General features: G+C 75.5%; 5 protein-coding genes. All 5 read left to right on the forward strand.

Annotated elements, in window-relative coordinates; translation table 11 throughout:
- Window positions 1–197 precede the first annotated feature (197 nt).
- Genes H343_RS29415 through H343_RS29420 form a run of 5 tightly spaced genes read left to right on the forward strand, consistent with a single transcriptional unit; the run spans window position 198 to window position 26,377 of the window.
- The gene (locus H343_RS29415; protein ID WP_037902731.1) at window positions 198–2,126 is read left to right on the forward strand and encodes a thiamine pyrophosphate-dependent enzyme; all 1,929 of its coding nucleotides are present in this window, start codon (window positions 198–200) and stop codon (window positions 2,124–2,126) included.
- Entirely contained in the window at window positions 2,123–17,329 is a 15,207-nt protein-coding gene (locus H343_RS34830; protein WP_028430626.1) for a non-ribosomal peptide synthetase, read from the forward strand. The genes H343_RS29415 and H343_RS34830 overlap by 4 nt, the downstream gene beginning before the upstream one ends.
- Window positions 17,326–24,729, forward strand: coding sequence for an SDR family oxidoreductase (locus tag H343_RS0107485; RefSeq protein ID WP_028430627.1), 7,404 nt, complete (start codon window positions 17,326–17,328; stop codon window positions 24,727–24,729). The genes H343_RS34830 and H343_RS0107485 overlap by 4 nt, the downstream gene beginning before the upstream one ends.
- A 29-nt stretch (window positions 24,730–24,758) precedes the next feature.
- Entirely contained in the window at window positions 24,759–24,998 is a 240-nt protein-coding gene (locus H343_RS0107490) for a phosphopantetheine-binding protein (protein WP_028430628.1), read from the forward strand.
- Complete coding sequence (locus H343_RS29420) at window positions 24,995–26,377, forward strand: beta-ketoacyl synthase N-terminal-like domain-containing protein (RefSeq protein ID WP_078505138.1); 1,383 nt, start codon at window positions 24,995–24,997, stop codon at window positions 26,375–26,377. The genes H343_RS0107490 and H343_RS29420 overlap by 4 nt, the downstream gene beginning before the upstream one ends.
- Window positions 26,378–26,391 lie beyond the last annotated feature (14 nt).

Raw genomic sequence — 26,391 nt, forward strand, 5'->3', positions numbered from 1 at the left:
CGCGGCTTGCGCAGAATTCCTCTGTATTCCTTTCTGGATCGGAATCCTGACGACCGTGGAGACATGCCGTGCCCGATTCTGCTCCTGTGCCCGGAGCCGATAAACCCCGGACGCCGAGTACACCGAGGAAAGGTTCGGAGCGCGCGGATGCGGAAACCTCCCGCGGTCAGGCGAATCCCGTTCCGCGGGAGCGCCGAGTGGCGTTCCTGGAACGGATGGTCCTGTCCCGGGAATGCGAACGCAGAGCCGGGATAGTCCTGCGTCAGGGCAAGGCGTGGTTCCACATCTCGTCCGCCGGGCACGAGGCGCTGGCCGCCGTGTGCGAGCTGCTGGACCCCGGTGACCTGCTGTTCCCGCACTACCGGGACCGCACCTTGCTGCTGGCCCGCGGGATGGACGTCGAGGGGCAGGCCCGCGACCTCATGGCGAAGGGCCGGTCGCATTCGGCGGGCCGCAACATGGGTGCACACTTCAGCTATCGGCCCGGAGGGGTGTTTTCCCTCGCCAGTCCCACGGGAAGCCAGTGCCTGCCCGCCGCCGGAGCCGCCTGGACCTCGGCGCTGCGCGGCGACGGGAAGGCCGTGGTCTGTTCCGTCGGAGATGCCTCGACGCGGCAGGGCGAGTTCTTCGAGGCGTTGGCGTTCGCCGTCGAGCGAAAGCTGCCGCTGGTGTTCCTCGTCTCCGACAACGGATACGGAATCAGCACGCCGACTGACGGCCTCTCACCGCACGGGCTCGGACTGCTCCCCGAGGCGGCCACGAGAGTCGTCGACGGCTTCGACCCGGACGCCGTGCACACTGCCGTCACCGACGTGCTGCCCGCGGTGCGCCGGGGCGACGGACCGGCCGTGCTCTGGTGCCACCTGGACCGGCTCGACTCGCACACCTCCTCCGACGACCAGCGCGTCTACCGCTCGTCCGCCGAACTCGCCGTGCTGCGCGACCCGATCGAGCTCTTCGAACAGCGGCTGCTGGAGGAGGAGTTGATTGACACCGCGTGGGGCGAGTCCACCCGCAAGCACCTAGCCGACCTGGTCGACGAGGTCTTCGAGCGGGTCGCCGAGGAGCCGGCCGCCGACCCCGAACGGGTGCTGGACCACCTCTTCGCCCCGTCCGCCGAACAGCCCTCGGCGCCGGCCGGCACCCGGCCGTGCGGCGGCACGATGGTCGAGGCCGTCAACCGGGCGCTGCGCACCGGTCTGGAACGGCACCCCGAACTGCTGCTGTTCGGCGAGGACGTCGAGGACCCCAAGGGGGGCGTGTTCGGCTTCACCAAGGGACTCGGCGAGCTCGCCGGGCCCCGCCTGTCCAACTCGCCGCTGGCCGAGGCCACCATCGTCGGCACCGCGGTGGGGCTGGCCGCGGCGGGGATGCGGCCCGTGGTGGAGCTGCAGTTCGTGGACTTCGCCGGCCCCGCCTGGAACCAGATCGCCAGCCAGGTCGCCACGCTCCGCTGGCGCACGGCCTCCGCCTGGCGGTGCCCCACGGTGATCTACGCGCCGTGGGGCGGCTACCTGCCCGGCGGTGGCATCTGGCACAGCCAGAGCAACGAGAGCCTGTTCACCCACCTGCCCGGGCTGCGGGTCGTTGTGCCCTCGACCCCGGAGGACGCGGAGGCCGTCTTCCTGGAGTCGTTCGAGGCGCCGGACCCGACGCTGATACTGCTGCCCAAGCATCTGATGCGGCAGCGCCGGGAACCGCAGGAGGCCGCGGCCTCCGTGCACGGCGCCCGCACGCTGCGCACCGGCACCGACGTGACGGTGGCCACCTGGGGCAACGGCACGGAACTCGCCCTGGAGGCGGTCGAACTCCTCGCCGCCGAGGGCGTCACCGCCGACGTCCTCGACCTGCGGTGGCTGACGCCGCTGGACCGTTCCGCGGTGGCCGCTTCGCTGCGCCGCACCGGGCGGCTCGTGGTCGTCCAGGAGGACAACCGCACCAGCAGCTTCGGCGCCGGGCTCGTCACCGAACTCGTCGGCGCGGACGAGGAGTTCTACTCGCTGCTGGCGCCGCCGAAGCTGGTCTCGCGGGAGGACGTGCACGTTCCCTTCCACCCGGAGCTGGAGCGCTCGGTGCTGCCCGCGGTGGACGACGTGGTCGCGGCGGTCCGGTCGGTGCTGGCATGAACGAGACGACGCAGCCGGCCGCCGTACACGTTCCGCGCTTCGGCGAGGGCATCGCCGAAGTCCGCGTACTGCGGCTGCTGAAGAGGCCCGGCGAGGACGTGCACAAGGACGAGCTGCTGTACGAGCTGGAGCACGACAAGGCAGCCGTCGAGGTGGAGTCGCCGCGGGCGGGGCGCCTGGTGGACTGGCTCGTCGAGGAGGGCGAGACCGTGCCCGTCGGGGGTGCGGTGGCCATGCTCGCACCGGCGGAGACGGACAGCGGGGCGCAGCCGGATCGCGAACCCGGGGCCGGCGCGCAGGAGTTGAGCGGACGCGAGCCTGGACCGGAGCCGGCGCGCGGCGCGTCCGCGCACGGGCTTCCGTACACCCTGCCCAGCGGCACGCTGCGCATACCGCCGCGCACCCGCGCGCACGCCCGGCGGCTCGGCATCGAACCGTCGGAGCTGGCCTCGATACCCGCCCGCGGCAGCAGCCTGCTGCCCGCCGACCTCGAACTCCACGTCGCCGCCGAGCGCAGGCGCGCGGAAGCGGAGCCGGCGGAAGGCGACGGGCCGCCGCGCGAGCCGGAACCGGGCGGTGCGGGGGAGGTTCGTGAACCGGACGACGCCCCTGGCGAAGAGGACTACGCGGACGTCCCGTTGAGCCCCCGCCAGCTGGCGCTCAACAGCGCGATGCGGGCCGGGGCCGGCGAGGTCGTACCGGCGGTGGTGGCCTTCGAGATCGCGGCCGACGCCCTGGACCGCGCGCTGCGGTCCGCCGACCGCGAGGGCGCGGGGTTCACGACCGCCTTCCAGGTCTTCGCCCGCCACGTGGCCCGCACGGCCGCCCGCTTCCCGCGGCTGCGCTCGCGGCGCCTGGACGGGCGGCGGCTGCGCGTCTTCGAGCACGTGGACCTGGGGATCGCCTGTGCGGGCGACGACGGCGATCTCAACGTCGCGGTGGTGCGCCGCGCCGACCTGCTGGACGACGCCGCGTTCGACCGCTCCTACGCCGACGCCGTGGAGCGGGCGCTGGCGGGCGAATCGCAGGCGGACGGCCGGGTCACGCTGATGCTGTCCCATCTCGGCGACGAGGGCGCGACGTTCGCCGTGCCGGCCGTGGTGCCGCCGGCCTCCGCCACGCTGTTCCTCGGCGCGCCCGAGGGGACGGGCGGGCACGCCGTGCGCCGCCTGGTACTGGCCTTCGACCACACGGTGTTCAACGGCCGGGAGGCGGCGCTCTTCCTCGACGCGCTGCGTGCCGGGCTCTCCGAAGCGGACGCGGGCGGGGCGGCCCCGCCGCAGGAGGAGCAACCGGACACGTCCTTCGCGCAGTTGGCGCAGTTCGTGCCACCCGCCCAGCCCATGCAGCCCGCGCAGCCCTCCGCGTCCGTCCTCGACAGGCTGACCGAGGTCGCCCGCTCCGTGACGGGCCACGAGCTGGATCCCGAACAGCCCCTGGGCGAGCAGGGGTTCGACTCGGCGCGGGCGCTGCGCCTGGTGCGGGCCGTCGGCGACGCCTTCGGCGTCAAGCTGCCGGCCACCACACTCTGGCGGCACCCGACCCTCCGCGAGATCGCCGCGACGCTGCCGGCCGACGCCCGCACACCCGAGGCACCCGCACCCCGGCAGCGGACGGAAGACGCCGCCGTCGAGGGCGAGTCGGCCGGCGAGCCGCTCGCCGTCGTCGGCATGTCCTGCCGGTTCCCGGGAGCCGACGACCCCGACGGCTACTGGTCGCTGCTCTCCCGGTCCGAGTGCCGGATCGGCGAGGCACCGCCGGGACGGTTCGCCGGCGACGTGCCGGAGGGCTTCCGCGCGGGACTCCTCGACCGGGTCGACCTGTTCGACGCCCGCTTCTTCGGCATAACGCCCCGCCAGGCCGCCTCGATGGACCCGCAGCAGCGGGCGCTGCTGGAACTCAGCTGGCACGCCCTGGAGAGCGCCGCCCTGAACCCGGACGACCTCGCGGGCCGCGACGTCGGCGTGTTCGTCGCGGCCTGCAGCTACGACTACCGCGAGCAGCTCGTTACGCGGGACGCGGCCGACGGCTACGCCACCGTCGGCACCTTCCCCGCGTTCCTCGCCAACCGGATCTCCCACACCTACGACTTCACGGGGCCCAGCGTCACCGTGGACACGGCGTGCTCGGGCGCGCTGACCGCGCTCTCCCTCGCCGAGGCGGCCGTCCGCTCCGGCGACTGCGAGACGGTCCTCGTGGGCGCGGCCAACCTGCTGAGCAGCGGCTTCAACACGCAGGCGTTCCAGCGGGCTGGAATGGTCTCGCCCACCGGCGAGAGCCGGGTCTTCGACGAGGCGGCCGACGGCTTCGTACGCGGCGAGGGCGCCGGCTGGGTCGTCCTCCGACCGCTGCGCGCCGCCGTCGAGAACGGCGACCCGGTGCTGGCGGTGCTGCGCGGCACGGCCGTCAACCACGGCGGCCGGGCCGCGGCGCTCACCGCCCCCAACCCGCGCGCGCAGACGGCCCTGGTGCGCAAGGCCCTGCACCGCGCCGGGCTGCGCGCCGCGGACCTCGGATATCTGGAGGCGCACGGCACGGGCACGCCGCTGGGCGACCCCATCGAACTGGACGCGTTCCGCGAGGCGTTCGCCGGCGACGACGAGCAGCGGACGGACGGGACAGCCGCGGCTGCCGGTCCGGACGGGAAGGTGTGGATCGGCTCCGCCAAGGCCAACATCGGCCATCTGGAGGGCGCTTCGGGCCTCGCGGGCCTGCTGAAGGCCGTACATGTGCTGCGGCACGGCCTGATACCGGGCACCCCCAACTTCGCCCGGCTCAACCCGCACATCGACCATGAGGGTGCGCCGCTCGCCGTCGCCGCGCAGCCGGTGCCGTGGCCCCGCAAGCCCGGTTCGCCGCCGCGCAGGGCGGCCGTCAGCTCCTTCGGGTTCGGCGGCAGCAACGCCCATGCGGTGCTGGAGGAGTCACCGCTGCCCGGCGGCGAACCGTCCTCTCCGCAGGCCCCCGACGACGGGCGTGCGCTGCCCGTACCGCTCTCGGCGGCCACGCACCAGGCCCTCACCCGGCTCGCCGCCGACCTGGCGGATTTCGTGGCGCGGGACGAGCCCGAGCTGCGCCAGGTCGCCTGGTCGCTGCAGAGCGGGCGCCGCGGGCTGCCGCACCGGCTGATCGCCGTGGCCCGGGACGTGGACGAACTGGCTTCGGCGCTGCGGGAGTTCGCGGGCGGACGCCCACACCCGGGACTGGCCGACGCCACACAGCGGGAGGCCCTGGAGCGGCTGTCCGGTGACGCCGGCCGGAAGACCGCCGGCGAGTGGCTCTCCGGGGGAACGGCCGACTGGGCGTCGCTGTGGACGGAGCGCACCCCTCGCCGCATCCCCCTGACCGGGTATCCGTTCCAGCGCGAACCGTTCTGGCTGCCGGGCGAGCGGCGAGCGGACGGGACCGGACCGTCGCCGGGGGGCTCCGGCCCGGACGAGACCGTGCTGCCCGCGGGGCATCCGCTCGCCGAACACCGCGTCGACGGACGTGTCGTGGCTCCGGGCGGCCTGCTGCTCGACGCGCTGGCCGGCGGCGGCCCCGTCGACCTGGGCGAGGTGCGGCTGCTGCGGCCGGTCCCGTTCGGGGACGGGCTGCGGCTGACGCGGCACGTCGCCGAAGAGGGCGGCCGCACCGTGATCACGCTGCACCACGAGGGGCGTCCGTGTGCTCGGGCCGTGAGCCCGGCGCGGCAGCCGGGCGCCGCTGCCGCGCCGCTCAACACCGGTGATCCTGACGGCACTTCGGCCGCGGGTACCCGCGTGGATCTCGCGGCGATCCTGCGGGCGAGCGGCATCGAGGTGGGGGCCGCCTACCGGCTCGTGCACGACGTGCGGCGCTGGGAGGACGGCGCCGTGGCCTGCATCAGCGCTCCCGGCGGAGACGAGCGCACCCGCCGCGCGGGCTGGCTCGATGCCGCTCTGCAGACGTCCTGCGCGCTGGCCGCCGCGCCTGCCGGCGGGCGTCCGCTGGTGGCGGCGGGTGCCGACCGCGTCGTATGGAACGGCGAGATCCCGGACTCGGCGGAGCTGCGACTCCAACTCACCGGTGCGCACGGCGAGTCGCGCGTCATCGACCTGGACGCCGTGGACGCGACGGGCCGCAGCCTGCTGCACGTCCGCGGCCTGCGGCTGCTGCCGGCCGGCGGCGAGCGCACGGCAGCGGAGCCGCACGAGGACGAATCGCTGCGGATGCTCGCGCCCGTATGGGTTCCCGAGGACGGCGCGATCGACGACGCGGCGGACGGCGCCGAGGCCCCCGCGATCGTCCTCCACGACCGGCACACCGCAGCCGCCGCCCGGGCGCTGCGCGGCGAACGCACGACGCTGCACGCCGTGGGGCGGCACGGCGTCGACCGTGCGGAACTCGCCGCTGCGGTCGCCGAGTTGAATGGCCCGGAGAACACAGCGGCTTCCGTGGCGCTCCTCGTCGGCGGCGCCCGGTGGTCCGAAGACCACGACGGAACTGCGGAGTTGCGCGGCTGGATGGCCGCGCTGATCACCCTCGGCCGGCTGCTGCCCGCCGAGTCGGCGCAGGCCCCGATACGCCTCGTCACGACCGGCATGGCCGCGCCGCACGGGGAGAAGGCCGCCCCCGGCGCCGCCCTGCAGGGGGCGCTGGCCGGCGCCTTGCGCACCCTGCCGCGCGAGGTGCCGGGGCTCACCGCCGCCGCCGTCGATCTGGCGGCCGTGCACGCGGCCGGCGCCGGCGAGTGGCGCACCGCCCTGTCCGTGCCCTGCGCCGCGCACGTCCCGCTCATGGCGGTGCGCGAACGGCGCGTGCTGCGGCGGCTGTTCGCCGAACGCGCCGCCGCTCCCGCCGGGCCCGGATTCCGGAACAGGGGCGTATACGTGCTGTTCGGCGGCTCGGGCGGCATCGGCGCCGAGGTGGCCCGGCATCTGGCGTCCGGGTACCGCGCGCGGCTGGTGCTGGTGGGCCGGTCCGCCGAGGACGAGCGGGTGCGGGCGCTGCTGCGCGAGCTGGAGTCGGCGGGCGGCAGCGCACGGTACGTCGCCGGCGACGTCACCGAACAGGCTGATGTCGCGCGCGCGTTGGACGCGTGCCGCGCCGCATTCGGTGAGCCGGACGGGCTGCTGCACAGTGTCGGCTCCGTCAGCGACGCACTGCTGGCCGACCTGAGCGAGTCGCACGTCGACCAGGTGCTGGAGAGCAAGGTCGCCGCCGTGTTGAACCTGCGCCGGACGCTGGCCGGCCGCCCGGGCGCGGCGCTGGTCCTGTTCTCGTCCGTCGCCGGGCTCTTCGGCAGCGTCGGCGGGCTCAACTATGCGGCGGCGAACGCGTTCCTCGACCACTACGCCGCGGCCGTCGACGGCGACGGCGGCCTGACCGTGCGGGTCTTCGACTGGGGGCTGTGGCGCGGCACCGGGCTGGCCCGGCGCTACGGGGACAGCGTGCGGCGCCAGTACCCCGGACTGACCGACTTCTCACCGCAGAAGGGTGTGGCCGCCTTGGAGGCCGGCATGACAGGGCCCGATGCCCAACTGGTCGTCGTCGGCGGCGATCCCGGCCCGCTGCGGCCACTGACCGCGTACGGCCCGGCCGCCTCGGCCGCGTCCGCCGACCCCGCGCACCTGCTCGACCGGTACGCGTGCGGCGCGCTGGCCCGGCGCATGCGCGAGCTCGGCCTGGACGCCGCGACCGCGGCGCGCGGCACCGACGCCGTGGCCGAACGGCTGCGGGTTGCCCCCGAGCACCGCAGGCTGCTCTCGGCGATCCTCGGCCTGCTGGACCACGGCCGCGTACAACCGCCGGAAGAGGCTGAACTCAACGCCCTGCGAGCCGAGTTGCTCGCCGCGCACCCCGACCTCGCCGGGCACCTCGACCTGCTGGACAGCGCCCTGGCGGAGTACGGTCCCGTGCTGCGCGGCGAACTGCCGGCGACGAGCGTGCTGTTCCCGGACGGTTCGCCGGACTCCGTGGCCGCCGTCTACCGCGGAAACCAGCTCTTCGACCCGGTCAACGACGCCGCTGCGCGCACGCTGGCCGCCGCCGCGGCGGCCGTGGCGTCCCGCACGGGACGGCCGCCCCGGGTCCTGGAGATCGGCGCCGGCGTCGGGGGGACCACCGAGGCGGCGCTGGCGGCCCTGGAGGCCGCGGGGGTCGCGGAGTTCGAGTACGACTTCACCGACGTCTCGCAGGCGTTCCTGCACAGGGCACGCCGCCGTTTCGGCGACAGGGTGCGGCCCGGCCTGCTGGACATCGAGAAGAGTCCCGCGGGACAGGGCTTCGGCGGCGGCCGCTACGACGTGGTGCTGACCGCCAACGTGCTGCACGCCACCCGGGACCTGGGCCGCACGCTCGACCACGTCGCCGAACTGCTCGTGCCGGGCGGCAGGTTGCTGCTGGCCGAAATGGTCGTCCCCGCTGCTGTCTACACCCTCACCTTCGGGCTCACCGACGGCTGGTGGCGCGCCGTCGATGGCGAAAAGCGACTGCCGGACGGCCCGTTGCTCGACGTCGGACGGTGGCGCGCCCTGCTGGAGAGCCGGGGCTGGGCACTGGCCGGCACCGCATGCGAGCGCGACGCCCCCGGCTGCGTGGCCCTGCTGGACTGCCGTGCACCCCACGCCGTAGCGGCCCCTGAGCCGGACCGGGCGGCGATCGCGGAGAGCCTGCGCGGGATCGTCCGCGAGCTGATCGGCGACCCGGACGCCGAGGTGCCCGGCTGCCTGCCCTGGCAGGAACTCGGCATCGACTCGCTGCTCAACGCCGAGCTCGTGCGCCGAGTCTCCGCGGACTTCGGTGAGCTGCCGGCCACCGCGCTCTTCGAGCACAGGAGCGTCGACGCGCTGGCGGGACTGCTGGCGGGACGTGCCGGGCCGTCGGAGAACGGCGCGCCGGAACCGTCCGCCGAACCGTCCGCCTGCGGGAACGCAGGAGACGACGGCGCCACGGCCGAGGTCCTGGAGCAGGTGACGGCCCTCGTCGCCGAGCTGACGGGACGGCCCGAGGGCTCCGCCGACCCCGACACCGACTTTCCCGCGCTCGGCGTGGACTCCCTGCTGAACGGCGAGTTCACCGCGCTGCTCCGCGAGCGCTTCCCCGAGCGGCCCATCGGCTCCACCGTGCTCTTCGAACATCCGACTCCGCGCCGGCTGGCCCGGTGGCTCGCGCAGCCCCGACTGCGAGCCCCGAAGGAGCGGTTGGCACCATTCGCGCAGGGGCAGTCGGCGCCGCAGGCTCGTCCCGCGGCACGGCCGGAGGCACGCCCCGCGGCGCCGGCCCGTACCGGCGTGGTGCACGCCCGCACCACCTCTCCGGAGCCCAGGCCCACCCGCCGTACGGACGGCACCCCCAGTACAGCCATCGCGATCGTCGGCCTGGCCGGCCGCTATCCGGGCGCGCGGGACACCGGCGCGTTCTGGCGGCTGCTCACCTCGGGCAGCACACCCGTGTCCGAGGTGCCTGCGGACCGCTGGGACTGGCGCAGCGCGCGCACCCTCGGCGGCGGCTACGCACGCTGGGGCTGCTTCCTGGAGGACTGGGACCGGTTTGACCACGGGCTGTTCCGGATCACGCCGCGGGACGCCGCCGCGATGGACCCGCAGGAGCGGCTGTTCCTGGAGGTGTCCTGGGAGGCGTTCGAGACGGCGGGCTACAGCCGCCGCACCCTCGCGGGCGGCGGGACGGAGCCGCGGGTCGGCGTCTTCGCCGGCGTCACCGCCAACAGCCATGTGATCGCCCAGCGCGACGCGCGGCTCGCGGGAGCGGACAACCCGGAGTACGCGGTGACCGCCGCCGCCTCCGTGGCCAACCGGGTGTCGCACGCGCTGGACCTGAGCGGGCCCAGCCTGACGGTCGACACGATGTGCTCGTCCTCGCTCACCGCACTGCATCTGGCCTGCCGGTCCCTGCGGGACGGCGAGAGCGACCTGGCGCTGGCGGGCGGCGTCAACCTCTATCTGCACCCGGACCGCTTCGCGGGCCTGTGCGCGCTGGGCATGCCGTCGCGCGGCGACCGCACCCGCGCCTTCGGGGCCGGCGCGGACGGCTTCGTGCCGGGCGAGGGCGTCGGCGCCGTCGTGCTCAAGCGGCTGGAGGCGGCCGAGGCCGACGGCGACACGGTCTACGCGGTCATCCGCGGCACGGGACTCAACCACGGTGGTGGAAGCGGCGGTTACACCGTTCCCGACCCCAACGCGCAGGCCCGGCTGATCGGCAGCACCCTGCGGGAGGCGGGCGTCGCCCCGGGCAGCGTCGACTACGTCGAGGCGCACGGCACCGGCACCGACCTCGGCGATCCGGTGGAACTGCGGGCTCTCACCATGGCGTTGGAGGATGCGGAGCCGGGCACGGCGCCCGTGCCCGACGGGCCGTACGCGCCGCGCGTCGGGTCGGTCAAGTCGAACATCGGGCACGGCGAGGCGGCGGCCGGCATCGCCGGTCTCACCAAGACCGTGCTGCAGCTGTGGCACGGCCAGCTCGTCCCCTCCCTGCACGCCGAACACCCCAACCCCAAGCTGGACTTGGCGGAGACGCCGCTGCGCGTGCAGCGGCGCGGCGAGGCGTGGCACCCGCGGCACGACGGGGACGGGCCGCTGCCTCGGCGCGCCGCCGTCAGCTCCTTCGGGGCCGGCGGCGCCAACGCCCATGTGCTGCTGGAGGAGCACCTTCCGCGGCATGAGGCGCCGTCCGCGGACGGAACGGAGCCGGTGGTCGTGCCGCTGTCCGCGCCCGATCCGGGACGGCTGCGTACGCTCGCGGGGTCGCTGGCCGGCGCGCTCGCCGACGGGCCCGACGCCGGTGGGCTGCGCCGCGGTCCCCTCGAACTCGCCGACATCGCCTACACCTTGAGCGTGGGCCGGGAGACCTGGCCGCACCGGGGGGCAGTCGTCGCCCGGTCCGTGGGCGAGTTGTGCGAGGCGCTGGCCGCGCTCGCCGGGGGCGCCGCACACCCGGCGCTGGTCACGGCGGAGGGGACCTCCGACGGGTCCGGTGCCGGGGACGAACGGGAGGCGGCCGCCCGTTGGGTCGCCGACGGGGTCCCGCCGCGCGCCGCGGGCCGGCGCATCGCCCTGCCCACGACGCCGCTGGCCGGGCAGCGCTGCGCGGTCCCGGCGCCCGCGGCGGACGGGGGCGGAGAGCGCCCGTCCGGCCTCCCGCTGGCGGACTCCGTGCGGACGCCCGCCGGCCGCACCGTCACGGCGCGGCTGGGCCGCGCGTCCCGCTGGGTCGGCGAGCACGTCGTCGACGGGGAGCCGCTGCTGCCGGGCGCCTTCCAGCCGGAACTGGTCTACGAGGCGCTGCTGGCCGCGGGCGGCTCGCCCTATCGCAGCGTGCTGCGCGATCTGGCCTGGACCGCGGCGGCGTCCGGTCTGCCGATGACCGTACGGGCCGAGCTGGACGCACCGGACGCCGACGGCACCCGGTCCTTCCGCGTCGAGGCGGAAGCCGAGGCGGGAGGCGCAGGCCGCGGGCGGGTGCGCACCGCGCAGGGCCGGACCGAGCCCGCCGGGCACGATCCGGTGAGCCCCGAACTGCGGTACCGGGCAGCCGAGTTGGACGCGCAGCTCGCCTCCGGCGGCACCGGCGCCGAGGAGTTCTACCGCCTGTTCGCCGACCGGGGATTCGAGTACGGGCCGCTCTACCGCACGGTGCACCGTGTGGCGCGTGTCGGCGGGGACGCCCTCGCCGAGCTCCGGCTGCCGGAGGGCGAGGACCGCGACGGACGCCACGTCCTGCACCCCGCGCTGCTGGACGGCGCCTGCCAGGCCGCCGCGTTCTCGCTGCTGTCCGGCGAGCCCGGCACGTCCGGGACCGGAGGCCGGCAGGCCAGGCGCCCGCGTCCGCTGACCGTCGACCGGCTCGCCGTGCACGCCCCGGCTACCGGCGCGGCCTACGCACATGTGAGGCCCGTGCGCACCGCCGACCCCCGCACGCACCTCTTCGACATCCGGCTGATCGCCCCGGACAGCGGTGAACTCCTCGCGGAGATCGACGGGTTCAGAGTCCGCACGGAGGACGCGGGCGACGCCGCCCCGCGCCGGTCCGCCGCGGAGCGCCCGGTCGCGGCGCTCTCGCCGGATGTCGCGGACGTGCCGGCCGTCGCCGGGTACCGGCTGCGCTGGCGGGACGCACCGACGGGCGCGGCGCCGCAGCAGCCCGCCTCGGCGGCCGCCGCCCCGCTGTGGACAGCCGGCGAAGGCCTCGCGGCCTCCGCCTGCGCGGGCGAGGCCGCCGCCGCCCTCTCCCTCGACGAAGCCGGGGACGGCGCGACCCTGGAGGAGACCGCGGCGCGCACCGGCACCCCGGGCACGCTCGTGCTCGACCTCACCGCGGAGCTGGACGGAGCGGGTTTCGGCGACACCCCGTCGGAGCTCGGACAGGTCGGCAAGGACTGGTCCCGGTTCCGCACCGGGACGCTGGAGAAGGTCTTCGGACTGCTGCGCACCCTCGTACGCTCGCGGGCCCTGGACGGGACGCGCGTACTGCTCGTCACCAGCGCGGCGGGGCGGCCGGCGCCCGCGCTGCACGGACTGCAGAGCCTGCTGTGCACGGTCGACGGGGAGACGGGGCGGCTGCGGCCGCGGCTCGTCACCGTCGACGGCGCATGGGCGCGCTCCGCCCCCGAGGACGCAGCCCTGGCGCTGCGCGCCGAGGCGGCGGAGGACCCGGACGGGCAGGAGTGGGTGCTCCTCGGCGCCGACGGCCGTCGGCAGCGGGCCCGACTCGTGCCCGAACCACGGCAGTTGCCCGACGCCGGTCCCGGGATGCTGATCGTCGCGCACGGCACGTATCTGGTCGTGGGCGGCCTCGGCGGCTTCGGGCGCCGCGTCGCGGCGGGGATCCGCGCGGCGCAGCCGACCGCGCATCTGGTGCTCGCCGGGCGGTCCGCACCCGACGAGGCGGTGCTCGAAGCCCTGCGCGGGCAGGGCGGCGACGGCTCGGTGACCTACCTGCGGTGCGACGTCACGGACCCCCGTCAACTGGAGCGGGCCGCCGCAGAGTTGGCGGACTCCGGTACCCGGCTGCGCGGCGTCGTCTACGCGGCGGGCGTGCTGCGGGACGGGTTCCTGCGCGGCAAGGAGCTGGCGGGCGTCGCCGAGGTGTGCCGGGCCAAGGCCCTCGGCGCCGTCGCCGTCGACGCGGCCTTCGCCGATCACCCGCTGGACTTCTATCTGCTGACCTCGTCGCTCGCGGCGCTGGTCGGCAACCAGGGCCAGTCCGACTACGCCTTCGCCAACGGCTTCCTGGACGGCTTCGCCGCAGCCCGCGCCGGCTGGGCCGAGCGCGGCCTGCGCAACGGCCGCACCCTCTCGGTCGGGCTGCCCGCGCTGGACGGCGCGGGCATGGCGCCCGAGCCCGCCGCCGCGCGCTACCTGGCCGAGACCTTCGGACTGCGTCCGCTGGCGGCGGACGCGGCCGTGCGGGAGCTGTGGCCGAGAGCCGCGGCAGCGGCCGGGGCGGACTCCGCGCATGTGGCGCTCGTCGCCGGGGACCAGGACGTGTGGTCGTCGGCGCTGCGGGTGGCACCGGCCGAAGGTGCCGCATCCGAACCTCAGACCGCCCGCCCCGAAGTGACACCGGAGGCCCCGGAGTTCGTCCCGTCGGACGCCGATCCGCGGACCGCGGCGCGGACTTGGCTCACGGAGCGCGTGGCCAGGGCGATCGGCGTGCCGGCCGTGACGATCTCCGCGGAGCGGCCGCTGGCGGAGTACGGCGTCGACTCCATCGCCCTGATGCGGGTCAGCCGGCTCCTCGAAGACGACCTCGGGCGGCTGCCGTTGTCGCTGCTCCTGGACAGCGGCACGGTGGACGAACTGGCCGGCGCGCTGCTGCGCGAGCACGGCGACCGGTTCCGCGCCGCCGTCGAGGCGGAGACGGCCGGCGGTCCCGGCGAATCCGGCGCTGAGTCCGCACCCGCCGGCTCCAGCACGCAAGAGGAGGCCGCGGCGCCCGCGCCCCGCGAGCCCGCCGCAGTCGCGGAGCCCGAACCGCATGGCGGGCCCGCGCCGCTGCCCGACCGGCTCGCCGGCATCTGGACGGCAGACCAGACGGCAGCACCCCACGCGCCGTACAACATCTCGCTCGCCTGGGAGCTGCCGGAGCCGGTGGACCACGAGGCCCTGCGCGGCGCCGTCGGCGACCTCGTGCGCCGCCATCCGGTGCTGGGCTGCTGCGTGCGACCGCACCGGGGAGAGCTCACCTTCGTACCGTGCGACGCGCAGCCCGAACTGGAGCAGCGGCCGCTTCCCGCAGCCGCTCAAGACGGCGGAGCCGGCCCGGACTCGGCCGTCCGCCAGGAGGCCGGCCGCCGCTTCGCCCTGTCCGCGGAACCGCTGCTGCGGCCCGTGCTGTGGCGGTCCGCGTCCCGGAGCGTGCTGCAGTTGACGACGCATCACCTGGCCGTCGACGGGCGGTCGGCCGAGCTCATCCAGCGGGACCTGGAGGCGCTGTACGCGGTGCGCGCCGCCGGCGCCCCCGCTCCGGAGCCCGCCGTGCCGTTCGCCGCCGCGCTCCGGCGCGAACGCAGCGCGCAGCAGGCGGGATTGGACACGACGGGGCGGGCGGCCGCCGAGGACTTCTGGACCGGGCGGCTGGCGAAGGCTTCGGGCCCCCCGCTGTTCACCGGCGCCGCCGAGCAGGTGGGCGACGCGGCGCACCGCGAGTACCGGCTGCCGGGCGAGCTGTCGCGGCTCCTGTCCGGCACGGCACGGGAGACGGGCGTCACACCCTTCACCGTGCTGCTCGCCGCCTTCGCGACCGCCCTCTCCCGAGCCACGGGCCGCAGGTCGTTCCTGGTGGCGGTCCCCACCTACGGGCGCTCGGGGGAGCAGGACGAGTCGACGGTCGGCTGCTTCGTCAACTCGGTGCCGATCCGTGTCGACTTCGAACCGGGACGCCCCGTGACGCAGTGGCTGTCCGCCCTGCGGGAGGAGGTCGCCGGTGCCGTCGGGCACGCGGCGCTGCCCTACCCGAGGATCGCGGACCTGTGCCGGGCCGCGGGCGGCGACGACGCCGTGCCGACAGTCACCTTCGCCTACCAGAACTGGCGCCGGGAGGAACGCCTGTCCGCCGATGGGTCGTCCCAACCGGTGCCCGCCAGCGGCCTGTTGGGGCCGCTGGTGTACCGGCGCGGGCAGCGCGGCCACTTCGACGTCGGGCTGGAGGTCACCGACACCGCCGACGGCGTCGACGTGCTGGCCAACCACCGTACGGACGTGCTGGACGACGCCGCGGTGGACCGCCTGGTCGACGACACCCGCCGCATGGCGATGGAGCTGGCCCGCGCCTGCGCCGACGGCGGCACGCTGTCGGCCGTGCTCGATCCGGCGGCGGGCACGCTGGCCGGCAGGTTCGCCGACGCCGTCCGGCGCGCGCCCGGCAAGACCGCCGTGGAGGACTCCCGCGGGTCGCTGACGTACCGCGAACTGGACGAGCTGTCCGACCGGTTGGCCCGTCATGTGGCGGCGTCCACCGCGCCCGGCGAGCCGGTGGCTGTGCTGATGAACCGCTCCGCACGGCTGACGGCTGTGCTGCTCGGCATCCTCAAGGCCGGCCGCCCGTACGTGCCGCTCGACGACTCCTACCCGGCCGAGCGGCTGGAGCTGGTGGTCGAGGGCGCTGGTTGCACGCTCGCCGTCGCCGACCCCGGGCTCGCGGGACTGCTGCCTGAGCGGGTACGGGTGTGGGATCCCGGCGAGGTCACTGCGGCCGCGCCGGCCGGTACAACGGGGGCCCCCGAGCCCGCCGTTCCGGCGCCTGCGCCCGGCGACGTCGCCTATCTGATGTTCACCTCGGGCAGCACGGGACGTCCCAAGGGCGTCGCTGTCACCCACGGCAACGTCGTCCACACCCTGGAGGCGCTCGGCGGCACCGTCGGGGCCGGGGCGGAGGACCGGCTGCTCGCCGTCACCACCGTCTGCTTCGACATCTCCGTCCTGGAGCTCTTCCTGCCGCTGATCACCGGCGGCACGGTGGTCGTCGCCGAACGCGCCGACGTCGTCGACGCCGGGCGGCTCGCGCGGCTGCTCGCCGTCCGCGGCATCACGCTGATGCAAGCCACGCCCGCCGGCTGGCAGTTGCTGCTGGACGGCGGCTGGTCCGGCTCACCCGGGCTGACCGCGCTGTGCGGAGGCGAGGCCCTGCCGCAGAACCTCGCACGCGAACTCGCCGCACGCAGCCGGGCGTTGTGGAACGTCTACGGTCCTACCGAGACCACCATCTGGTCGACGGTCGCCCGCATCGGCGCCGCCGACACGGTGCACCTCGGCGAACCCATCGGCGCCACCTACCTGGTCGTCACCGAGCGGGACGGCTGGGCCGTTCCCGGCGAGGGCGAGCCCGGCGAGCTGTGGATCGGCGGGCCCGCCGTCGCCCAGGGCTACTGGCGCCAACCCGAGCTGACCGCCGCGCGGTTCACGTCGCATCCGCGGCTGCCCGAGGGCGGCGGGCGCTACTTCCGCACCGGTGATCTCGTACGCCGGGACGGGCACGGGCGGCTGCTGTTCGCGGGCCGCGCCGACAACCAGGTGAAGATCCGCGGCCACCGCGTCGAGCTCGGTGAGATCGAGTCCGTACTGGAGAACCACCCCGGCGTGTCACGGGCGGTGCTCTCGGTACGGGGCGAGGGGGTGGACGCCCGACTGTTCGCCGTCGTCGTGCCGTCCGGCGCGCAGCCGCCCACGCTCGACGCACTCCGCGACTTCGCCTCGGCCACCCTGCCGGCGTGGATGGTGCCGGACCGGCTGGCCACGGTGCCGCGGCTGCCGCTGACGCCCAACGGCAAGGCGGACCGGGCGGCGGTGGCGCGGATCGCCGAGGGGCACGCCGCGACCGTCCCCGGTCAGGAGCCGGAGGCGGGCCGCGAACCGTCCGCGTCTGCCGCGGACGTACGGCGTTCCGTCACCGCCCTCTGGGAGCAGCTGCTCGGACGCGACCGGCCACCGGGCGACCGGCGCTTCTTCGAACTCGGCGGCAACTCGCTGCTGCTGGGCCGCCTCTTCGCCCAACTCGCCGACACCTACCCGTACATCGAGCTGGAGGTCGCCGACCTGTTCGCGAGGCCGACGCTCGACGACCAGGTGGAGCTGCTCACCGGCCGCCTCGCCGCCGGAACCACTGGACCCACGCCCCAGCGGACCGCGCCCGCCAGCCCCGAGGGCTCCCGCGCGCCCGCGCCCGCCCGAGCGTCCCGCCGCGAGCTGCGGCGCGCTCTTCGACTCGGAGACGACCAGCGATGAACGACGACCACCAGCAGGCCGACGCGGTGGACGACCCGAACGCGGTAGCCGTCGTCGGGCTCTCCTGCCGCTTCGGGCCCGCTGATTCCGCCGGTTCCCTGTGGGAGCTGCTCGCCGCCGGGCGCAGCGGCATCCGGCGCTACTCGGAGGAGGAGCTGGTCCGGCTGGGCCACGATCCGGAACTGGTCCGCCGTCCGGACTTCGTGCCCGCCGGATCGGTGCTGGAGGACGCCGACGCGTTCGACGCGGAGTTCTTCGGATTCAGCGCGCAGCACGCGGAGTGGCTCGACCCGCAGCAGCGGCTGCTGCTGGAGACCGCCTGGCACGCCCTGGAGGACGGCGGATTCGCACCCGACTGCACGGGGCTGCGCACCGGCGCCTTCGTCTCGGTCGGCCAGCCCAGCACCCCGCGGGTCGGCATCACCGACCTCGACGCCGCGGGGATGATCCGCTTCTCCTCGTCCGACAAGGACTTCGCCGCCAGCCGTATCTCCTACAAGCTCGGTCTCACCGGGCCCAGTCTCTCCGTGCAGACGGCGTGCTCCAGCGGCCTGGTCGCGGTGCATCTCGCGGTGGAGAGCCTGCTGGGCGAGGAGTGCGACCTGGCGGTGGTGGGCGCCGCGTCGCTGCACTTTCCCCAGGCCGGCTACCTCGCGGCGCCGGAGATGATCCTCTCGCCCAGCGGCGAGTGCCGGCCCTTCGACGACGCCGCCGACGGCACCGTCTTCGGCAACGGCTGCGGCGCCCTCGTCCTCAGGCGGCTGTCCGACGCGCTCGCGGACGGCGATCCGGTCCGTGCGGTCGTACGGGGCAGCGCGGTCAACAACGACGGCGCGCGCAAGATGGACTACCACGCGCCGTCGCCCGAGGGCCAGGAGGCGGTGCTGCGGGAGGCACTGGCCGTGGCGGGCGTCGACGCCCGCTCCGTCGGCTATCTGGAGTGCCACGGCACCGGCACGCACCTGGGCGATCCGATCGAGTTCGCGGCCCTGGACAAGGTGTACGGGCAGCCGCGCACCGGGCACGGCGACGGGGGCGCGGCGAGCATAGGCAGCGTCAAGAGCGTCGTCGGCCACCTCAACACGGCCGCCGGCCTGGCAGGCCTGGTCAAGACCGTGCTGGCGCTGGAACACGGCACGGTGCCCGCGCAGTTCCCGTTCACGGAGCCCAACCCCGGCCTGGGCGGCGGCAGTCTGGAGATCGCGCGCGGGCAGGGGCCGTGGCCGGTGCCGGACGGTCCGCGGCGGGCGGCGGTCAGCTCCTTCGGTATCGGCGGCACCAACGCGCACGTGGTGCTGGAAGAGGCGTCCATGCCGTTGAACCCCCGGCTGGACCGGGAGCCGCAGGCCCCCCTGTGGGTTCCGCTGTCCGCTCACACCGGGGACGCGCTGCGCGAACTCGCGGCGTCACACGCACGCTTCCTTGATGCCGGGCCCGCGCCGCACCTCGCCGACGTCGCCCACACCCTGCGCACCGGGCGCAGCCACCGCCGGGAGCGGACGGCCGTACGCGCGGACAGCACAGGGGAGTTGGCACGCCTGCTGCGTGCGGTCGCCGAGAAGGGTCCCGCGGCAGTCGAGGGCGAACTCGCCGGCCCCTACCGCGCCTGGGCCGAGGGCCGCGGCGAGCTGTCCGACGAGCCCGTACCGGACGGCGCCCGCCGGGTGCGGCTGCCCGGCTACCCCTTCGCCCGCCGCCGCTGGCAGCCGCCCGAGGCGCCGCATGGGCAGAGGCATGCCGCGCCTGCCGTCGCCCGCGAACCGCGCGGCGCCGCGGAGCGCATCGTCGAGCCCGGCGAAGTGCTCGCCGCCGACCACCGCGTGGGCGGCGTGCCCGTGCTGCCCGCCGCGGCGCAGCTCGACCTGGCGCTGACGGCGGCCGGACGGCTGCGCGGACGCCCTGCGGCCGGGCTGACCGGCGTCACCTTCCACCGTCCCGTCGAGGTCACGGCGCCCGTCGTCCTGCGCGCCGAGGCCGAAGGCGACGGGGTGCGGGTCGCGCCCGCGGCCGGCGGGGACGCACCCGCCGAGTCCTGCCTGTCCGCGACCGTCCCGGCCGGCGCGGCGGCCCGCCCGGAGCGGCTCGACCTGGCGTCCCTGCGCCGCGAGTACCCCGAGTCGGCCGAACCGGCCGAGATATACGGCTACTTCGAGACCAACGGCGTCGGCTACGGGCCGGCCTTCCGCGTGCTGCGCGAGCTTCACCACGGGCCGGCCGGCGTGCTCGCCAGGGTGGTCGGGGACGCCCCGGACGACGCCGAGGAGAGCGACGGCACCCTGTCGCCGTTCGTGCTGGACGGCGCGCTCCAGTCCGTCGTCGGCTGCGTACTGGGCGAGGAGCCCGCGGCCGGGACGTTCATCCCCTTCGCCGTCGACGAGTTGCACGTGCACGGACGGCTGCCCGGCGAGGTGTGGGTGAGGGTCCGTCCGCGGGGTCAGGCCGGCGGTGCCCGGCGGATACGCAAGTACGACGTGGACGTGGCCGGTACGGACGGGGACGTGGTCCTCAGCATGGCCGGTCTCGCGCTGCGGCCCGTGCCGGCGGTGCGGGACACCGGAGTGCACCTGTACGTGCCGGAGGACCTGCCCGAACGGGCGGACGGCGAGGAACCCGGTCCGCGGGCGCCGCTCGTGCTGATCGGCGAAGTCGCCCTGGACGGCGCGGCGTTGGAGCTCCCGGACCCCGTGGACCACGAGGCCGCCGCCGCGGCCGGAGCCGACATCGCCGAACGGCTGCCCGCCGAGGGCCGGCCGCTCATCGTCTGGCCGGTCGCCCCGAGCGCGGGTTCCGGGAACGGCACTTCGGTCGCCGAGAGCGCGGCCGGCACGGCGCTGCGCACGCTGGCGCTGGTGCGGTCGCTGCTGCGTCCCCTGGCGCGGCGCGGCGCACACCTGGTGATGCCGTGCGGTGCGGGTTCCGCCGGGCAGGCCGGTGGCGGGGATGCGGTGACGGCCGAGGGGCTGGCCGCGCTCGGCCGTTCGCTGGCGGGCGAGAACCCCCGCTTCACCCTCACCGCCGTGACGTTCGCCGAGGAGAGCGCGGACGCCGGCCGGCAGGCGCTGTCCCGGGCCGTGGACCTGGCGGTGGCCGAGCCTCCGCCGTCCTGCCGGCTGACCGTGACCGCCCGCGGGGGCGCGTGCGGCACCGCGCTGCGCCCCGTCGAGCTGCCGCCGCGCGCCCGTCCGGCCTTCCGGCGCGACGGGCGCTACTGGATCAACGGAATGGGGAGCTTGGCGGGCTCCCTCGCCGGGCATCTGCTGGACCGCTATGCCGCGCACATTGTCCTCACCGGCCGTTCGGAGGCCGAGGGACCGCGCGGCGAGGAGCTTCAGCGGCTTGCCGAACGGGCCGAACGCGCCGGTGGCAGCGTCGAGTACCACCGTCTCGACAGCAGCGACCCCGCCGCCGTCGCCGCGACCGCACGCCGGATCGCGGACTCCGGGCCCGCCGTCAACGGCGTGCTGCACTGCGCGGGCGTGCTGCGCGACGGCTACGTACTGCGGAAGTCCCCGGCGGACGCGCGCGAGGTGATCGCGCCGAAGCTGCTCGGAGCGGCAGCCCTCGACGAGGCGACCGCGGACTGGCCGCTGGACTGCTTCGTCGTCTTCTCCTCCGCCTCGGGAGCCCTGGGCAGCGCGGGGCAGGCCGACTACGCGTTCGCCAACGCCGCCGCCGACGCGCTGGTGCGGCGCCGCGCGGACGACGCCGGACGGGCCGGGAGCTCGCTGTCGGTCGCCTGGCCGTACTGGGCCGACGGCGGCATGCAGCTGGAAGGGCCGGCCGAGGAGATCCTGGGCCGGGTGGGCATGCGGCCCCTGGAGACCCGGGCCGGGCTGGACGTGCTGGAGTCGCTGCTCGGCGCAGAGTCGGCGCCGAGCACCCCGCTGGTGCTGTGCGGCGAACGGAACCAGCTGACCGACGCCTTCCCGCTGTTGGGAGAACTTCCGGCCGCGCAGGCCGCCCCCGCGGACGTCCCGGCCGGCGCCGCCGCGTCCGCGGGGGCGGCCTCGGCGCTGCCCGCCCGCCTCGCCGCCGTCGTCGCCGAGGCGACCAGGACCCCCGAGAGCGAGATCGGCCCCGACCGGTCCTTCGACGACCTGGGCGTGGACTCCCTGTTCGCCATCCGCATCACGGAGCTGCTGGAGCGGGACTTCGGCAGGCTGTCCAAGACGCTCCTCTTCGAGTGCCGCACTGTCGCCGAACTCGCGGAGTACCTCCTGGAGGAGTACCCGGAACGGTGCGCGGCCCTCGCGGCCGAATCCGGGGAGCCCCGAGAGCCTGCCGCCGGGCGGGAGGAAGAGCCCCCCGGAGAGGCCGCGGACGAGGCGGACGCCGTCGTCCTCGCCGCCCCGGAGCGCGCCGCGAGCATCCGCGCTGAGGAACGCGCGCAGGAACGCACGCAGGAACGCATGGCCGGACTCACGGACGAGCAGCGCGCGGACGACCGCGCCGTCGCCGTGATCGGGATGTCGGGCCGCTACCCGCAGGCCGACGGCCCGGGCGAGCTGTGGCGGAACCTGCTGACGGGCCGCGACAGCATCACCGAGGTCCCCGCGGACCGCTGGGACGCCGGCGCCCTCTACAGCACCGACAAGACCCTCCCCGACCGCACCCACACCAAGTGGGGCGGATTCATCGACGGGGTGCAGGACTTCGACGCGGCGCTCTTCCACATCTCGCCGCGCGAGGCGGGCATCGTCGACCCGCAGGCGCGCCTGTTCCTGGAGAGCTGCTGGGCCGCGCTGGAGGACGCCGCGTACACGCCGGACCGCCTGGTGTCCGCCGAGGACCCGGTGCACCGGCGCGACGTCGGGGTGTTCGTCGGAGCGATGTACGGCGAGTACCAGCTGCACGAGGCGGAGGAGCGGCTGCGCGGCAACCCGGTGCTGGCCAACAGCGCGTACTGGTCCATCGCGAACCGGGTGTCGTACTTCTTCGACTTCCAGGGGCCGAGCGTCGCGGTGGACACCGCCTGCTCGTCCGCGCTGACCGCCGTCCACCTGGCCGTGGAGTCGCTGCGCGCCGGAAGCTCCAAGGTGGCGGTGGCGGGCGGCGTGAACGTGCTCATCCACCCGAACAAGTACCTGATGCTCGGGCAGGGCCGGTTCGCCTCCAGCGACGGGCGCTGCCGCAGCTTCGGCGAGGGCGGCGACGGCTACGTGCCGGGCGAGGGCGTGGGCGCGGTGGTGCTGAAGCCGCTGCGTGACGCGCTGCGCGACGGCGACCACATCCACGGCGTCGTACGGGGCACCTCCGCCAACCACGGTGGCCGCACCAACGGCTACACCGTGCCGAGTCCCCGCGCGCAGGCCGACCTTGTCACCAAGGCGCTGCGGGACGGTGGTCTGCGCGCGGGCGACCTCGACTACGTCGAGACCCACGGCACCGGCACGTCGCTCGGCGACCCCATCGAGATCCGCGGCCTGACCATGGCCTTCAAACGGGACGGCGTGCGCGGTCCGGGCAGCCTGCCCATCGGCTCGGTGAAGTCGAACGTGGGCCACCTCGAGTCCGCCGCAGGGTCCGTCGCGCTGGCCAAGGTGCTGCTCCAGATGCGGCACGGGACGCTCGTCCCGTCGCTGCACGCCACGCCGCCCAACCCCGAAATCGACTTCGGGGCAAGCCCGTTCGCGGTGCAGCAGGAGGCGGCGCCCTGGCGCACGCGGGACGGACAGCCGCGTCCGCTGCGGGCCGGCATCAGCTCGTTCGGGGCGGGCGGCGGCAACGCGCATCTGGTCGTCGAACAGCCGCCGGCCAGGCCGCCGCGCCCGGCACGCGAGGGGGACGCGGCGGTGCCGGTCGTGCTGTTCCTGTCGGCGCGCTCGGACAAGGCGCTCGCGTCGTACGCGGACAGCCTGCGGCGGCATCTGACGGAGGCCGCCGAAGAGGGCGGCGGGCCCGAACTGACCGACGTGGCCTTCACGTTCGCCGTCGGACGCGCGGACCTCGCCCGCCGTGCCGCGCTGGTCGCTGACACGATGGACGGCCTGCTCGCCGGGCTGGCGCAGGTCGCCGCAGGCGCGGCGCCGCCGCTGCCCGCCGACTGCCCGTCCGCCGCCGCGGTGGCCGACTGGCTGGCGGGCGGCTCCATCGACCGCGCCGCCGTGAGCAACGCGGCCGGCGTGGGCCGCCGTACGCCGCTGCCGCACTACCCGTTCGAGCGCGTCCGCTGCTGGTACGACCTCCAGATCGAGCACCTGCACCGCAGGGGCCAGGGGAGCGCCGGCCGCGAGCCCGAGCTGGGGCGGGCCCACCTGCGCGACTTCGGCCGGGCTCCCGCGGAGCGGCAGGCCGAGGCGCCCGCCGTCGAGCCGCCTGCCGCCGAGCGGACGGACCGCCCCGCGGCTGCCGGTGCCGGCGGGGCGGAGCCCCTGCGGGCTCTGATCTTGCGCAGCGACCTCGCCGCTTCCGGGCGCCCCCTGCGCGTGCGCCGTACACCCGACCTCTCGGAGAAGCCGATGACTCGTGACCGCAAGGTCTCCCTGCGACCGCTTTCCGCCCGCGGACCGGCCGCGGCGCCGCGCGCCGACGCCGGGGTGGCGACCGCACCGGCACCGGCACCGGCGCCCGCTCCGGCACCTGCGCGCGCTCCGGCACCTGCGCGCGCTCCGGCACCTGCGCGCGCTCCGGCTCCGGCTCCTGCGGCCGACGCGGACGCCGTGGCCGCCGACGTCGCGCGGCTGCTCGCCGAGGTGCTCTATCTGGAGCCCGGGGACGTCGACATGACGCAGACGTTCCTGTCGCTGGGGCTGGACTCCATCCTCGGCGTCGAGTTCGTCGCCGCTGTGAACGCCGCACACCCGGTCGACCTCAAGGCCACGGAGCTGTACGACCATCCGACGCCCGGCGACCTCGCCCGGCGCCTCGCGGGGAAGCTCAGCCGTACCGCCGCGGACGCCCCTGCGCAGGCCCCCGTACAGACGCCCGCCCCCGCCGCGGGCGGGCCCCGCACGGAGGCCCGCGCCGAGGACGTGCTGTCCGTGCTGCGCCAGGAGCTGGCCAGGACGCTGTACAGCGATCCGGACGGCATCGACGACGAGGCGAGCTTCAACTCGCTGGGCCTCGACTCGATCCTGGGCGTCGAGTTCGTGGCGTTCGTCAACAGCACATACGGGCTCGACGAGAAGGCGGGCGTTCTCTACGACCACCCCAGCCTCAGTGCGCTGGCCCGCCATGTCACAGCCGCCGCAGCCGCCACTGCACCGGCCGCGCCGCCGGCCGCCGCGCCGGCCCCGACTACGGCTCCGCCCCCGACTTCGGCCGCGGGCAGGGCAGTTGTACCCCCCGAATCCGGCGCTCCCGCCCTGACCGACTCCGACGTCGACGCCCTGCTCGACGCCGTACGCGAGAACAAGCTGACCGTCGAACAGGCCCTCTCCCTGCTGCCGAAGCAGCGCTGACCACCGCACCTCCACCCAGGGAAACAGTCATGACCCAGGACGAGATATTCGCCGTGATCCTCCGCAACGTCGTCGAGGTCCTCCCCGAACTCGCCGACCGTGAGGTCACACCCAAGGACAGCATGCGCGAGCTCGGCGCCAACTCCATCGACCGCATGGACGTCGTGATCGCCGCCCAGGACGAGCTGGGCATCAAGGTGCCGGCGTCCGCGTTCGCCGACGCGCCCGACCTCGGGTCGCTGGCGGCCGTCTTCGGCGAGTACATGTGACCGGGTCCCAGGCAGGCCACGGCTGTCCCGGCGCACGTCGTGTCGCGGTCACCGCCGCGGCCGTGCTCAGCCCGCTCGCCGACGAACTGGACGCCTTCACCGCCGCGTTGCTGGACGGGCGCAGCGCCGTCGAGCTGCCGGCGGACGGCGACGGCACGGCGGCCGGCGGTGAAGAGCCCCTGCCGGCGGCGACCCTCACCGGGTTCCGGCTCGACGAGTGGTCCCGCAGGCACCTCGCGGACCGCCCCGAGACGGCGACCGCGCTGCGCAGGGTCGTCGGCAGGGCCGCGCTGCCCGCCCGCAGCGCCGCCTGCGTAGCGCTTCGGGCCGCCGTGGACGCCGGGCTGCCGCCCGCTCCGTACGGGCCGGGGATGGGGGAGCGCACCTCGCTGATCGTCGCGGGCAGCAACCTCGCGCTGGCGCACCAGGCGGAGACCGTGCTCGGTCATCAACGCGCGCCGGGCCGGCTGCGTGCGTCGTACGCGCTGACGCACATGGACGTCGATGTGGTGGGCGCCGTAAGCGAGTTGACGGGTGCGACGGCCGAGGGCTGGACGGTCGGCGGCGCCTCCGCCAGCGGAACCCTCGCGCTGATCCAGGGCGCGCGCGCCGTCGCCACCGGATGGGCCGAGCGTGCACTGGTGGTGGCGCCGGCCGCCGAACTGTCGCCCGTCGAGGCGGAGGCGTTCCGGCGCACCGGGGCCATGGCGCACGAGCGTTTCCGGGACCGCCCGGAGCGCATGTGCCGCCCGTTCGAGCAGGACCGTCAGGGTTTCGTACGCGGCGAGGCGGCGGCCGCGGTGGTCCTGGAGAGCACCGGCGCTGCGGCGGCGCGCGGTGCCGAGGTGTTGGCCGAGGTCACCGGCCAGGGGCAGCGGCTGGACGCGCGGCGCGGCACCGAGCCCGACACCGAGGGGCAGCGGGCGGCGATGCGGGCCGCGCTGGAGTCGAGCGGGCTGAGGCCCGACGGCATCGACTACGTCAACGCGCACGCCACCGGCTCCGTGCTGGGCGACCAGGCCGAAGCGGAGGCGCTGCGCGAGGTGTTCGGCGACGGCGGGGGCCCCCTCGTCAACTCCACGAAGCCGCTCACGGGCCACTGCCTGAGCGCGGCCGGGCTCGTGGAGGCGGTGGCGGTGATCGCCCAGCTGCGGGCCGGTGCATGCCACCCCAACCCGCAGTTCGCGGACCCGCTGGAGCCCCGCCCGGCGCTGGTCGGGACCCGGTGCGTGCGGCGCCCGCTGCGGCATGCGCTGAGCAACAGCTTCGCCTTCGGCGGCATCAACGCGTCCGTAGTGCTCCGGCTGCCCGACGGCAGTACCGGCACCGGCACCCGCACCGGCACCCGCACCGGCATCCAGCATCCCCAACGGCACTGACAACGGAGAGTCCC

This window comes from Streptomyces sp. TAA204 (genome assembly GCF_000424965.1).